This window comes from Pseudomonas sp. ef1, from assembly GCF_007293365.2.
GTDB lineage: Bacteria > Pseudomonadota > Gammaproteobacteria > Pseudomonadales > Pseudomonadaceae > Aquipseudomonas > Aquipseudomonas siliginis.
The window spans coordinates 1513616-1527296 of the sequence record NZ_CM129815.1; the positions used below are offsets into that span (position 1 = coordinate 1513616).

Consider the following 13681-nt stretch of genomic DNA (forward strand, 5'->3'; position numbering starts at 1 on the left):
CGAACAGAGTCACGCTTTTGGCAGTGCCAGACCTTGGCCCATCCGCACGGGTGAACCGGCCACCAGCTCTTCGGCCCACTTCACCTGATCCGGGCCAAACAGCACGATCGCCGTCGAACCCAGCTTGAAGCGCCCAAGTTCCGCGCCTTTTTCCAGATGAATCGGTGCGCGTGCGGCTTCGTCGTAGCGGAAGGTTTTCAGCTCGCGCTTCGGTGGGGTGACCAGACCGGCCCACACGGTTTCGATCGAAGCGACAATCATCGCACCGACCAGCACCACGGCCATCGGCCCGCGTTCGGTGTCGAAAATGCACGCCACGCGCTCGTTGCGGGCGAACAGCTCCGGGACGTTTTCGGCAGTGGTCTGGTTCACCGAAAAAATGCGGCCCGGGATGTAGACCATTTCGCGCAGGGTGCCGGCCAGCGGCATGTGCACGCGGTGGTAGTCCTTAGGCGACAGGTAAATGGTAGCGAAGTCGCCGCCCATGAACGGCGCTGCGTTGGCCGCATCCCCGCCGAGCAATTCGAGCACGCTGAAACTGTGGCCCTTGGCCTGGAACACGCGACCGTGCTCGATCGGGCCGAGCTGGCTGACCGCACCGTCGGCCGGGCTGAGGATCGCGCCCGGGGTTTCGTCCAGTGGGCGTGCGCCATCTTTCAGGGCGCGCGTGAAGAAGGCGTTGAAGTGCTCGTAAGCGGTCAGGTCTTCGACCAGCGCTTGCGACATGTCCACTTGATAACGCTTGGCAAACCATTGGGTGAAGGCATTCTTGAACCAGCGCACGCGGCATTCGGCGATGCAGCCGGCCAGGCGCGACAGCAGGTGATGCGGCAGCAGGTACTGGCTGAGGATAAACAGACGCTCTTTCATTAGTTGTCCTTAAAAACCTTAAATCTCGACTGGCGTGTCAGGGTGGTTGCCCCATTCGCCCCAGGAACCGGCGTAGCCCTTGACCCGCGGATAACCGAGGGCTTTGGCCACCAGATAAGTGAAGCCCGACCGGTGATGGGTCTGGCAGTGGGTAATGATTTCCTTGTCCTTGGTGATCCCGAGGTTTTCGAGGATCTGCGGCATGTCGCTGCGGATACGCAGCTGGCGGGCCTGATCCATGCCGGCGGTCCATTCGAAATTGACCGCGCCGGGGATGTGTCCACCCTTGGCGGCGAGGACTTTCTCGCCGGAATATTCCAGCGGCCCACGCGCGTCCCAGATCGCCAGATCGGCGGCGCCGAGACGGCTTTGCAGGTATTCGCGGGTGGCGGTCGGTTCATCGTGCAGGGTCAGCGAGACCGGGCCACCGACGGCGGCCGGCACTTGAATCGACATGGGCATACCGTCCGCCAGCCAGGCCGGCAGACCACCGTCTATATAGTGGTACTTGTCGTGGTCAATGACATCGAGCAGCCAGATGAAGCGCCCGGCCCAGCCGCCGCCCTCATCGTCATACACCACGTAGACCGCGTCTTTGCGATGACCGAGCTCACCAAACAACGCTTCCAGATCGGACTTCGCCGGCATCAGCCCGGGGGCCGGTGGCTGGCCGAGCTGGGTGCGTTTCGGGTCGACAAAACGTGCGCCGGGCAAGTGACCTTCGGCATACCGGGCAGGGCTGGTCAGGTCCACCAGAATCAGTTCCGGGGACTCCAGACGCGGCAGCAGGTCGCTCGGCTCGATGACAAGCGGCAAGCCAGAGAAGTCAGACATGTGAGGTCTCCAGAGCACAAAGGGGAGGATTGTAGCGCAGGCTCATTGGCCACGGCTGCTAAAGCTGTGCAGGGCTTTTTCGATGCACTGCGCGGTTTTGCCGAAGGCCTGCACAGTGATGTCGGCGAAGGGGCCGCCGCCCTGATCGGCAACGACGATCATGATCACCCGACCATTGTTGACCAATGAACGCAGAAACAGATGTTCGCCACGAAACAGCGTGCGCAGGCTCGCCGGTAACAAGGCCGAGAATTGTGCGTTGTTCTCCGGCGTGATCCGCACCTGCGCCTGCTGAGCGAGCAGGCGCTGCAGGACTTTGCTTTGGCTGACGACAAAACTCAGCGCCGCCGCATCCTTCGGCAACCCGGCGGTCTGGTGCACGCGCAGGGTCGAGTGCGTGCGGTCGGCCATCAGAATCATCACCCGGCGCATGCCGCTGGCCACCAGTGCCTCGCGGGCGGCGACGGTCAGGCTCATGGCATTGGTGAAGCGGCTGGGTTCGGCGAGCAGTTCGGCGCATTGCCGACGCCACTGGCCCAAGTCATCCGCATTCGGCGCTGCTGCCGGGAGCATGCCGGCCGGCAAGCGACGAGTGCCCCACGGCCAGATCAGCGAAACCGCCGGGTGCCACAGATCAGGCATCGCATGCTGACGCGCGCTGTTCGCCGCTTGCTGGTGCAACTGTTGCTGCACTTCGTCCATGGAAATCTGCAGATAGAGGCTGGTCAGGTACTGCCAGCGCTTGCTGTGCGGACTGTCCCAGGCCTGTTGCGCCGACAGCGCCAGCCCATTGGCCAGCAGCACGGTATTCGCCGGCTGGTTGAGCCAGCGGCGCAATGTCGGGTCATCGTCGAGGCGATTCTGCTGGCGCAGCGGGTGTTCGCTGTCACGGGCGATGCGCAGCACTTTGACCAGTTCGCGTTGTTCGCTGAGCAGTAATTTGTAGCCTTGCTCGACCCAGATCGGCAGATGCCAGGCCTGGACCAGTGCCTCGGCGATCTTCAACAGGCGCACGCCGAACAATTGCTTTTCGACCACACGTGCCGACTCGCCCTTGTGAATCACCCGCAGTTCCCACTCCTCGAGCAACTGCGGATACGTCAGTGCCAAGGGCCACAGCGGCGACAAAAACAGCAAGCTGCCCCAATGAATGTCCTGCCACAGCCGCGCGAGGCGACTGGCAAAAAAACCGTTGGCCTGTTGTGTCGCGTGCTGGCTGATCAGTTGCAATTGGCGCAAACCCTTGGGGATTTGCCGGTGCGGTTCGGCGGGCAGGCGCGCGAGCAATTCTTCGGTGCGGGCAAGGCCCAGGCGATTGATTGCCACCTCAAGATTTTCCGCCGGCGCGGCCATGGTGCCGTGGGTGTGACGATTCGCCTCACGGATGACGCTCAAGGCCAGCGCCGGGCTGTCCTGCATCAGATCGGCGATGTCACGCAGCGAACTGCGATTGTCGCGGATCGCCCGGCAGACTTTGTCGTGAGCCTCTTGTGGTACGGGCAGGCGGACGCTGTCGAGCAGCTTGACCCAAGCCTGGAGCGTGGTCGGTATTACCGATGGAATGTTCGTTTCATTAGCCATGTCTGGACGAGATCTTCACTGACTGTAGACGCGCCCGGCATGGGCTAAATTGGCTTTTCGCCTGAACTGGCTATAGTCTGGCGCAGTTTTGCCGATAAGTAGAAGAAGAGATTTTTTAACTTCCGAATATGACCTTGAACCCGACTTAAACAAGTACCTTCTACCTATGGCTAAAATTATCGGCATCATCGTCGTATTCGCGAGCGTGCTCGGCGGATACGTGCTCTCCCACGGCAAGATTGCCGCACTGATCCAGCCCTTCGAGGTGATGATCATCGGCGGTGCGGCCCTCGGCGCATTTCTCCAGGCCAACCCCGGTTACATGACGATGCACGTGCTCAAGAAATCCCTGAGCATGTTCGGTTCGCGCTTCACCCACACCTTCTACCTGGAAGTGCTCGGGCTGATCTACGAAATCCTCAACAAGAGCCGCCGTGAAGGCATGATGGCGATCGAAGGCGACATCGAAGATGCCGCCGCGAGCCCGATCTTCGCCAAGTACCCGGCGGTGCTCAAGGATGAACGCATGACCGCGTTCGTCTGCGATTACCTGCGCATCATGTCCTCCGGCAACATGGCTCCGCACGAACTGGAAGGCCTGTTCGACATGGAGCTGTACAGCCTCAAGGAAGACCTCGAGCACCCATCGCACGCGGTCAACGGCATCGCCGACGGCATGCCCGGTTTCGGTATCGTTGCGGCGGTACTCGGGATCGTGGTGACCATGGCTTCGTTGGGCGAGGGCGACCAGGCGTCGATCGGTCTGCACGTGGGTGCGGCACTGGTCGGTACCTTCTTCGGTATTCTCGCGGCGTACGGTTTCTTCGGTCCGCTGGCGCATTCCCTGGCCCACGATGCCAAGGAAGAACTGAACGTCTACGAAGCCATCAAGGCCTCGCTGGTGGCTTCGGCGTCCGGCATGCCGCCGTCGCTGGCGGTCGAGTTCGGGCGCAAGGTTCTGTACCCGGCGCACCGTCCAAGCTTCGCCGAGCTGGAACAAGCGGTTCGCGGTCGCTAAGTCATGGAAAATAATCAGCCGATCATCGTCAAGCGCGTCAAGCGCATTGCCGCCGGGCACCACGGCGGGGCGTGGAAAATCGCCTTCGCCGACTTTGCCACGGCGATGATGGCGTTCTTCCTGGTGCTGTGGCTGCTGTCCACCGCTACGCCGGAACAGAAGATCGCCATCGCCGGTTATTTCAAGGACCCGGTCGGCTTCTCCGAAAGCGGCACGCCGTACATCATCGACTTGGGTGGCACGCCGACCCTGGCGCCGGAAAACACCCTCAACCCGGAAGTGAAGTCGCAGCCGCAACCGGACAAGGTTACGGTCGATACCGATCAGGTTGAAGGCATGGCCGAGCAGGTCGAGAAGGAGCGTCTCGAACTGCTGCTGCAAGAACTGCAGAACAAGGTCGACGAGAACCCGCAACTGCAGAAATTCAAGGATCAGATCCTCTTCGAAATCACCCCGAACGGCTTGCGCATCCAGATCATGGACGCCGAGAACCGGCCGATGTTCGACTCCGGGTCCGCACGCCTGAAGCCGTACTTTGAAGACATCCTGCTGGCCATGGCCGACACCATCAAAGCGGTGCCGAACAAGATCAGCATCAGCGGCCACACCGACGCCAAGCCGTACATTGGCACTGGCGACTACGGCAACTGGGAGCTCTCGGCCAATCGCGCCAATGCGGCTCGCCGTGCCCTGGTCGCGGGCAGCTATCCGGATGCGCAGGTGGCGCGGGTGGTCGGTTATGCCTCGTCGGCGTTGTTCGATCGGGAAAATCCGTTCAACCCGGTCAACCGCCGGATCGACATTGTCGTACTGACCAAAAAAGCCCAGGCCGCCATCGAAGGTGCGCAGGGTCCCGAGGCAGCGAAACCGGCGGATCAGGGGCAGAACGGTGCTGCTCCGGCAGCCCCGGTTGATCCCAATGCCTTGCCGGCGGACAAACAGCCAGTGCCGGCTCACGAGTTGCGCGAACGCTTGAATCTGTTTGACGATGCGGCGCCGAAACCGGCTGAGCCGGGTGGGGCGGCGCCTGCGCCTGCGCCGAAGCAGTAAGTGAAAAAAAGCCGACAGTGATGTCGGCTTTTTTGTGGCTATCACAGGCCGGCACAGTCTCAGAATCCCCGACGAATCCGGTTCTTCAGCTGTTCATGAAACATCTCTGCATCGCGCTTGTAAGCCCCTTTGACCGATTCGCTGATCGAATCCAGCGCCATCGACCGCTTGTTCGACACCTCATCCCGATACGCATCGATGAAGAAATCCAGATCGCTGGCCGTGCTCAGCTTCGGCCATTTGTCCAGATAGATCGGCAGTTGCGCAGGTCCGGTCTTGAACGTACAGATCCGCCGATTGCTGATCGTCGCCTCGCCAATTTCGAAAGGCACCCACCACGACAGTGCAGTTGTCTCCGACACCACCGCCAGCAGATGCGTGCACTCGGTGATGTTGCGGGTAATGACTCCGGTGATGTCGTCCGTGGTCTGCGATTCCGGATCCAGTACGTCGAGGTAAGTCCTGATCTTCGCCTGGGTCAGGCGGGTATTGATGGCAATCGCATGAGCGCGATCCATATGGCGGTAGCTGATGAAGACAGGCATCAGAAATGTCCTTTGAGGGCGAGTTCGCGGTAATAGGCGCCGAGTGCCGTCAGGCGGCAGCCGGTCGAGTGAATGGCGGCGTAGTACATGTGCTCGGCGTCGACCGGCTCGATCAGGCTGTGGCGGTTGCACTTCTGCAACTGGGCGAAGACCTCGCCATGTTCAGGCACGAACGCCTTTTCGGTGGGTTCGTAGCTGGGGTCGAGCGGGTAGACCGATTCGGCTTCGGCGAACCAGTCGGGCAATTTGCGCAGGATCTCCTTGGGAATCAGCGGCGAGACTTCGCGCAGGGAAATGAACTGCGACACATTGGTCTTGAACACCGGACGCTGTTCCCAGGCGCCGAGGGCGTTGTCGACAAAGGAATACAGACTGCCGGGGGTGATTTTGCCGAGGATATTCGCCGCGCCGCCGTGCAGCGCTTGCAGGAGCAGGCCGGTGAACACGCCGTGCTGCGCGCCCTCCAGCGCCGGCTCGGCTTTTTTGCAGGCGGTGAGGATCGTCATACCCTCGCTGACCATGCTGCTCTCGCTGCGCAGGGCGCGCACTTCGCCGGCCGAACCGCTTTCGCAGCAGTCGAGGATGATCACTTTGTTTTTGATCCGCGTGGCCTTGTCCGCCCAGTTCAGGATGTCGCTGATGCGGATGCCGTCCTTGGCGTTGCGGTAGTCCTGGGGTGTCAGCATGCCTTCGTCAGTGTCGGCGTCGAAACCGCCATGGCCGGCGAAATACAGCAGGGCGACGTTGCAGTCACCGGAAAACAACTCGCGGATCTGATCTTCGAGTTTTTGCCGGCTCAAATAATCCTCGGCGGACGTCAACACGACATTCTTGAAGTTGGGGTCGCCGTTGGCATTGGTTTTCAGCACCGAAGCCATGGCCATGGCGTCGTTGCAACAGCCGCTCAGGCCGCCGATATGCGTGTAATCGTTGATGCCGATGAACAGTGCCTTGCGCATGGTCACTCCACCGTGTGCAGGCGGATCGCGCCGACGATGCTGTGGGCACTGCACGCGTGGATGTAGCGAGACGAATGGCGGATGAATAAAACACAGGTTGGCATGGCTTTCCTCGAAGGTCGCTTTGAGCGAAGGAGGAAAGGAATGTAGGCCGCTGGCTCAGGCCTACAAGGTCTGCGCGGCAAAACAGAAAGGTCCTGCAAGCAGTCGCGCAAGTGCCTACAGAAGAGGCTGACGTTTAAGAGGAGAGAGGTGAGTCAGATGCAGTCCGACAGCCGGCAACCCATGGCACAGGGCTGCCGGCGCGACTGTTTAATAACCGTTTTCGGGCAGGCTGGCGATGATCGAGCGATAGCTGTTCATCCGTTGCTGCTGGATGCGGCCATCTTCGAGCGCCTTGAGCAGCGCGCAACCCGGTTCGCGGTCGTGCTTGCAGTCGCGGAAACGGCAAGTGCCGAGCAGGTCATCGAACTCGATGAAACCGGCTTCGACATCGGCGCGGCTGACGTGGCCCAGACCGAATTCACGGATGCCCGGGGAGTCGATCAGTTCGCCGCCGCCAGGGAAGTGGAACAGGCGCGCGGTGGTGGTGGTGTGCGTGCCCTGACCGGACAATTCCGACAACGGCCCGACGCGGGTTTCGACTTCCGGCAGCAGGCTGTTGACCAGCGACGACTTGCCGACGCCGGACTGGCCTACGAACACGCTGATGCGCCCGTCGAGCTGCTTTTGCAGCTGTTCCATGCCATCGCCGTGGTGAGCCGAGACTTCCAGCACCGGATAACCCAGCGTGCGGTACACCGCCAGCAACGCGTTCAGCGCCGGGGCGTTCTGCTCGTCGATCAGGTCGAATTTGTTCAGCAGCAGAAGCGGGCGGATGCCGGCATGTTCGGCGGCGACCAGATAGCGGTCGATCAGGTTGGCGTGAGGCTCGGGCAGCGGCGCGAAAACGATGACGATCATGTCGACGTTGGCGGCAACCGGCTTGAGCTGGCCACGACTGTCGGGGCGGCACAGTTCGGTGCTGCGCGGCAGTTGCGCGACGATCACGCCAATGCCTTGGTTGCCGGCGCGCCATACCACTTTGTCGCCAGTGACCAGCGCTGGCAGGTTGGCGCGCAAGTGGCAGCGGAACACTTGACCGGCGAGTTCGCCGTCGACGGCTTCGACTTCGACCTGCACGCCGAAGTGGGCGATCACCAGGCCGTGTTGCTCTGGGCCAAGGTCGCCGCCCTCGAGGGCTTCGACCGCCGAGGACTCGCGTTTGGCGGCGCGTGCGGCGCGCTCGCCCTGGATCTTTTCGATGCGCCAGTTTTGACGACGATTGAGTTGGCGTTTGGCCATGGGTGTTCCGTCTGAAGAATGCAGCGATTAGGTAAAACGGCCGCGAGTTTAGCACGCCCGGCCACCGGCCTAGGCTAAACTGCGCAGCAATGCCTAGGAGCCCGAATATGCAAAATCCGCAGAACCTGATCTGGATCGACCTGGAAATGACCGGTCTGGACCCGGACAACGATGTCATCATCGAAATGGCCACTATCGTTACCGACAGTGAGCTGAACACATTGGCTGAAGGTCCGGTGATTGCCATCCACCATAGCGACGAAGTGCTCGCGCGCATGGACGAGTGGAATACCCGCACCCACGGCAACTCCGGTCTGACCCAGCGTGTGCGCGACAGCCGCATCAGCATGGCTGAGGCAGAAGCTGAGACCATCGCCTTTCTGGAAAAGTGGGTGCCGAAGGGCAAGTCGCCGATCTGCGGCAATAGCATCTGCCAGGATCGTCGCTTCCTTTATACCCACATGAAGGCGCTGGAAAGCTACTTCCACTATCGCAACCTCGACGTCTCCACGCTCAAGGAACTGGCCGCGCGCTGGGCTCCGGATGTGCGCGACAGCTTCAAGAAGGGCAGCACCCACCTGGCGCTGGATGACATCCGCGAATCGATCGCCGAGCTGCAGCACTACCGCAAGCATTTCATCAAATTCTGATGCGGCGGCATCAGCCCTGACGCTTTCGCGAGCAGGCTCGCTCCCACATGGAATGCGGCTTATGTGGACGCGAGCCGGCTCGCGAGAGGCGCGCCCTCTTCTGGTGCGGCGCCGAAATGGCTAGACTGCGCGCCTTCCTGCCTGGACTGCCATCATGTTGCTGATGCTCTATCTGATCGCCATCACTGCCGAAGCCATGACCGGCGCGCTGTCTGCCGGACGACGCGGCATGGACTGGTTCGGCGTGGTGCTGATCGCCTGCATCACCGCGCTCGGTGGCGGTTCAGTGCGCGATGTGTTGCTCGGGCACTACCCGCTGACCTGGGTCAAACACCCGGAATATCTGGTGCTGACCTCGGTGGCGGCGATGTTTACCGTGTTCACCGCACGCTGGATGCGTCACCTGCGCTCGCTGTTTCTGGTGCTCGACGCGGTGGGGCTGGTGGCATTTACCTTGATCGGTTGCATGACAGCGCTGGAAATGGGCCACGGCATGCTGGTGGCCTCGGTCAGCGGCGTCATCACCGGTGTGTTCGGCGGCATCCTGCGCGACATTTTCTGCAATGACATTCCGCTGATCTTTCGCCGCGAACTTTATGCCAGTGTTTCATTCGCTGCGGCATGGTGCTACATGTTTTGTCTCTATATAAATGTGCCGGGCGAACAAGCCATTCTGATCACTTTATTTGGCGGGTTCCTGTTACGTCTGCTGGCCATCCATTTCCATTGGGAAATGCCGAAGTTCGTCTATAACGACGAACATTGATCATTCTTGCGTTGGTGTATTGGAGGCTGGTTTAAAGGCATATGAGTTGCCGGCGGCTGGTGCGCGCATATTTCTTACACTTTTCACTTTGATATTTTCTTGGTGGGTATGTAACTTTTTTTGCTGACATGTTTTCGATGTCACTATCAAGTTATATTCTCACAGAGGAACTGTATTATGAGTGAAAGCATGGACGCTGCAGGTAATCAACAAAACACTTCGCCCGTTCTTGTGGGGTTGTCCAGTCTGAAGGTCAAGTTTGACGCCAGTGATAACACTCAAAGCAGGGCACTTTTTGCTAATGGCCGGATGCAAGTCAAAGTTCAGGTGCTGGTTGCCGGAGTAGACGCCGACGGCAACGCTGTGCATGTACCGGAAGATGTAATGGAAAGCATCCAGCTTATTCATTACGCGACCGGCAAGACCTTGCGCGATGGTTGGGTCGCGAGCGCAGTCCAAGGGCGGTTTACGCGTGAGGCACGGCCTGCACCGGATGCCTTGGACAGGCACGATGATGATCTTGAGAATGACAGCGTACATCCACAGGTGCGTACGTTCTGGGTTTCCTCGTCGAGTGCCGGAACGACTGAGGTCGGTGCGCGCCTGTCTCTCAACGGGGAGAGGATTTTGAGCAACGGAACCACCCCTGTCAGTGTTCATTACAGCAGCGTGACTCTGGAGGCTGAAAAGCCCGCGACATATGGAGTCTTTCAGTTGTATCAGAACAGGATTGGTAATGAGTCGCCTGGTAATCGTATCTGGAAGTACCATCTGGGGCTGTACCCGGACGGGAAGCAAATCCGCCTGGTCGATTGGATGGTCGAGGGGGCTGAAGAGGGCGAAAACCTCGATTTTGCGGGCGGGAACAGGCTTAACGAAATCAAAACAAATTATATGAAGTGCATTTTCGTCCGTCCCGAAAAAACCAGTGTGACCGTCACCTTGCCTGATAGGGGTGATCCGTTTGTATATGCTTTCACCGGCGATGCGCAAACATGGAATCACAAGCATTACAAAGTAAATACGCAAAGCGACGGAGAACTCACTATTGTGCAGGCGTTATCCGAATACTCGGAAAATACCGGTGCGCAAAAATATGGAAGTGTCCTCTACTTTATCGCTATCGATGAATATGGTACCGGGCATAAGTTGGCGATTCGCGTGAGTTTTTATGAGCGCAATTTGTCTCTTCAGCGAGGCTGAGTTTCATCATCCATTGATGCAATGTCTTGGGATGTAGTAGCTGTATATGCGTTTGGCATCGCGGCTGCAGATAAGCTGCCATGTTCGATGATCAGGCATATGCACGAAAGTGCTTTATCTGATGTCTTGCGCTGGCCCGCAGCGATGTGTGGCCAGCGTCACCACTCCTCAAGGATGAGCATTCATGACTGGCAAACCGCCGAAAATCAAACCTGTATCTGCCCCAACCAGACCCATCGAGTCCAGCGGGGATGGCCTGCCCCGGGCTCTGAACCCGTCTTCGACAATGCCGCATTCGACTGTTGCACATCATCAGGGACCCTTGCCTTCGCCATCTTCTTCAGATTCGCTTGCAGTGATGCCTGTCATCAGTGTGAGCACGGGGCCGAAATATTCCACGATCGACGAGTTCGCAAGTGTGTCCGCAAGGAATTCGCTGGAGAACTACTGGATACCCACGCAAGAGCGTCTCGACGAGACCGATGCATGGGGCATCGCAATCATGAAGCAGCGTCAGTATGTTGCCGTCGCTGACAATCACATCGTACAAGTGGTCCGAGACCCCGAGAGCGGCCTGTTTCGCGCCACACATGCCAGAGAACTGCATCCTTCCGGTCCGCTGTTGAGGCCTGACAGCGAGGGCCGTTTGTGGCATCCGCTGGATGATCCTGAGTCGGCCAATCCAGTTGCAACTGTCTTTACCGGACAAAATCGCACGACAGAGCTTCCCGGCACGGAGTATTCAATAAAGGATTTCCCTCCACTGATGACCCAACGCATATTTGCCGTGAGCGGCGTCGACGCGATGATGGCGCACAGGTCCGACATTCATCCCGCTTCGCTGGCATTGCTGCAGGACACTGCGAGGCGCTTCGCCCTCGATCAAAAGATCCGCCAGTTCATCACCCAAGTGCAACATTCCGATCCGACCGTGCGTGCGCAGGCCGATTCACAACTGCAGGCTTTGTTAACGCTACAGGCAACTGATCTGAGCGAGCGCGTTATCGAACAGTCCCGCGCTTTGCTCTTTGAGCAGAGCGAGCGGGCGTTCGAACTCGATTGCGATGACAACACATTGCAGATGCGACGGATTTTTCCTCATCTGCCCAAGACGATTGCTCAGGCGTTGTGGCGAGAGGCCAGTGCCGCCGACCATATGCATTTGCGCCTGCGGCCGGGAATGCCGAGGCACATGGCAGAAAAAACGCTGGTGGCGCTACGCGAGGTGCGTCTTGCCAGGGCGTGCGAAGGAATCTATCTGGATGCGGTAGCCAGCCTGGACACTGACCAACTGGCGTTGCAGATGATCGGGCAGCTTGATCAGTGGCCGCGACAGATTCGTATCGAGATTCGTCTGCAAGCGTCAGAGGGTGAGTCATTGAGTGCTATTGGCGATGCTCGATCGCCAGTGCGTCACATATTGATTCGTCAGCTTGAAGGCTACGTTATCCAACGCAGCGGCATCGCGTCCCCCCAGGATCGGATGGATCTGTATGCCGCCGTCTGGCGCCTTTTACTGCCCGGGCAGCGCCAGTTGCTCGGTGTAGCACAGGGCGGTGGTGCGGCTCTGCGGCAACTGGTACGCGCACAGCCATTGCCGTCGCGCCAACGCGTGAGCGAATTGTTGGGACTGGCACCGGTGCAGGTAACGGCTGTTCCGGCCAGCGCCCAATACGCGCAAGCGGGGCTGCGAGGCGGCGGCGATGTCAACCCGATGTTGACAGGATCCGTTGTGGAACGTGTCCGTAGCCTCTATCCGCAGCTTGATGACAAGGAGTTGGCCGCGTTCGTTTCCGAGCGCCTGGGATCTGAGCCGTCCACAGTTTTAGCGCGCCTGGAGACAGACCTCGCAATATTGCGCAATGAATTGGCGATCTGGAGTGCGGAAGGATTATCGACCCAAGCGGACTCTTCGCAGGACGCAATGCAGATCGCAGAACAGCGCCCGGCTCGCGAGCAATTTAGCGCAAAACTGCAAGATATCTGGCGACGCAAGTCGGTTTCGAGATGGGGTTACGGTGACTATCATTTTTCCCATCATGTCGATTTTGCTGGTGAGTTACCAAGATTATCCGCCAGGTTCGACTATGTAACAGAGTTGATATTGACTGTGGAAACGCCAAGCGCACGCATCGGCGCTTTTTTTGACAGTTTTCCCAATGTTCAATATTTGATGGTCACTGGCATAAAAATGGAGGACTTCCCGTCAGGGATATTCCAAATGCGCCAGTTGCGTCAACTGGTACTGGACGATTGCTCGCTTGAATTATCTGAAGCGACGGCTGAAGGTGTGTCCAGGATCGAGACGCTCACTTTGTTGAATCTGGCCAACAACCCTCTGACAGTTGCTCCGCATGTAGGCTTCATGACAGGTTTGACCGAGTTGATGCTATATAACGCCAATCTCTCCAGCCTGCCTTCCGGTATAGACAGGCTTGGTGATCTTCGGGTCATGGCGTTACAGGATAATAATATCTCAGACGTAGGGGGCGATTTGTTCGATATTCCGGATACTCAAGATCTATATGTTGGTTTATTGAACAATCCGCTGAGTGACGAGTCGATGCGGCGGATTAATCAATATCTTGAAAATTCCAGTATGGACCGGAAAGTGGAAATCCAAACGGAAGAAGCAGTTTCAGATGTTGATTCCGATAGTGAGTCATCGGAGAGCGGATTTTCGACAGGTCCAGATAGCGACTGAGTGTTGTCGAAAGTAACGGATCGATCACGCTGCCAACATGATTTGGCAAACATAAGCTACTCGCTGACTCCCCTTCCGGTTCGGGTTGATTGAATTCGGAAGGGGTGACAGGCCATCGTGGGCCAGAATCAAAGGGGCGAAAGGCTTAGTGTTGAAT

The 13681-nt window shown here is 58.7% G+C and carries 12 protein-coding genes; 6 read left to right on the forward strand and 6 right to left on the reverse strand.

Going from position 1 to position 13681, the window contains the following annotated elements; translation table 11 throughout:
• Positions 1-9: 9 nt before the first annotated feature.
• From asd to FEE99_RS06980, 3 genes are read right to left on the reverse strand one after another with little or no spacing between them, the layout of a single operon-like run.
• Positions 10-870 carry an archaetidylserine decarboxylase gene (gene asd, locus FEE99_RS06970; RefSeq protein WP_041480743.1) on the reverse strand — a complete coding sequence of 287 codons (861 nt, stop codon included), beginning with the start codon at positions 868-870 and terminating at the stop codon, positions 10-12.
• Between the two features lie 18 nt (positions 871-888).
• Positions 889-1704: a thiosulfate sulfurtransferase gene (rhdA, locus tag FEE99_RS06975; protein WP_041480742.1), complete on the reverse strand. Its 816-nt coding sequence runs from the start codon at positions 1702-1704 to the stop codon at positions 889-891.
• 42 nt (positions 1705-1746) lie between these two features.
• A complete protein-coding gene (locus tag FEE99_RS06980; protein ID WP_041480741.1) occupies positions 1747-3285 on the reverse strand; it encodes an HDOD domain-containing protein in 1539 nt (512 codons plus the stop codon).
• Positions 3286-3451: 166 nt separating this feature from the next.
• Here FEE99_RS06980 and motA point away from each other — a divergent pair, with 166 nt between their 5' ends.
• Together motA and motB are read left to right on the forward strand one after the other, a co-directional pair.
• Complete coding sequence (gene motA / locus FEE99_RS06985) at positions 3452-4303, forward strand: flagellar motor stator protein MotA (protein WP_024011357.1); 852 nt, start codon at positions 3452-3454, stop codon at positions 4301-4303.
• A gap of 3 nt (positions 4304-4306) precedes the next feature.
• Entirely contained in the window at positions 4307-5353 is a 1047-nt protein-coding gene (gene motB / locus FEE99_RS06990; RefSeq protein ID WP_041480740.1) for a flagellar motor protein MotB, read from the forward strand.
• Positions 5354-5412: 59 nt separating this feature from the next.
• On the opposite strand, the gene FEE99_RS06995 is transcribed toward motB, so the two are convergent.
• From FEE99_RS06995 to rsgA, 3 genes are all read right to left on the reverse strand, one after another.
• Positions 5413-5898: a toll/interleukin-1 receptor domain-containing protein gene (locus FEE99_RS06995; protein ID WP_041480739.1), complete on the reverse strand. Its 486-nt coding sequence runs from the start codon at positions 5896-5898 to the stop codon at positions 5413-5415.
• On the reverse strand, positions 5898-6857 hold the full coding sequence (locus tag FEE99_RS07000; RefSeq protein ID WP_041480738.1) for a caspase family protein: 960 nt from the start codon (positions 6855-6857) through the stop codon (positions 5898-5900). Before FEE99_RS07000 ends, FEE99_RS06995 begins: the two co-directional genes overlap by 1 nt.
• A gap of 312 nt (positions 6858-7169) precedes the next feature.
• Positions 7170-8201, reverse strand: coding sequence for a small ribosomal subunit biogenesis GTPase RsgA (gene rsgA, locus FEE99_RS07005; RefSeq protein WP_024011360.1), 1032 nt, complete (start codon positions 8199-8201; stop codon positions 7170-7172).
• Positions 8202-8308: 107 nt separating this feature from the next.
• Here rsgA and orn point away from each other — a divergent pair, with 107 nt between their 5' ends.
• The 4 genes from orn (at position 8309) to FEE99_RS07025 (ending at position 13524) form a co-directional block, all read left to right on the forward strand.
• The gene (gene orn / locus FEE99_RS07010; protein ID WP_016771957.1) at positions 8309-8851 is read left to right on the forward strand and encodes an oligoribonuclease; all 543 of its coding nucleotides are present in this window, start codon (positions 8309-8311) and stop codon (positions 8849-8851) included.
• Between the two features lie 151 nt (positions 8852-9002).
• The gene (locus FEE99_RS07015; protein ID WP_178089433.1) at positions 9003-9617 is read left to right on the forward strand and encodes a trimeric intracellular cation channel family protein; all 615 of its coding nucleotides are present in this window, start codon (positions 9003-9005) and stop codon (positions 9615-9617) included.
• Positions 9618-9794: 177 nt separating this feature from the next.
• Complete coding sequence (locus FEE99_RS07020; RefSeq protein WP_041480736.1) at positions 9795-10820, forward strand: hypothetical protein; 1026 nt, start codon at positions 9795-9797, stop codon at positions 10818-10820.
• 184 nt (positions 10821-11004) lie between these two features.
• Positions 11005-13524 (forward strand): leucine-rich repeat domain-containing protein, encoded by a 2520-nt coding sequence (locus FEE99_RS07025; protein WP_143979088.1) that lies wholly within the window; start codon positions 11005-11007, stop codon positions 13522-13524.
• The last annotated feature ends 157 nt before the right edge of the window (positions 13525-13681 follow it).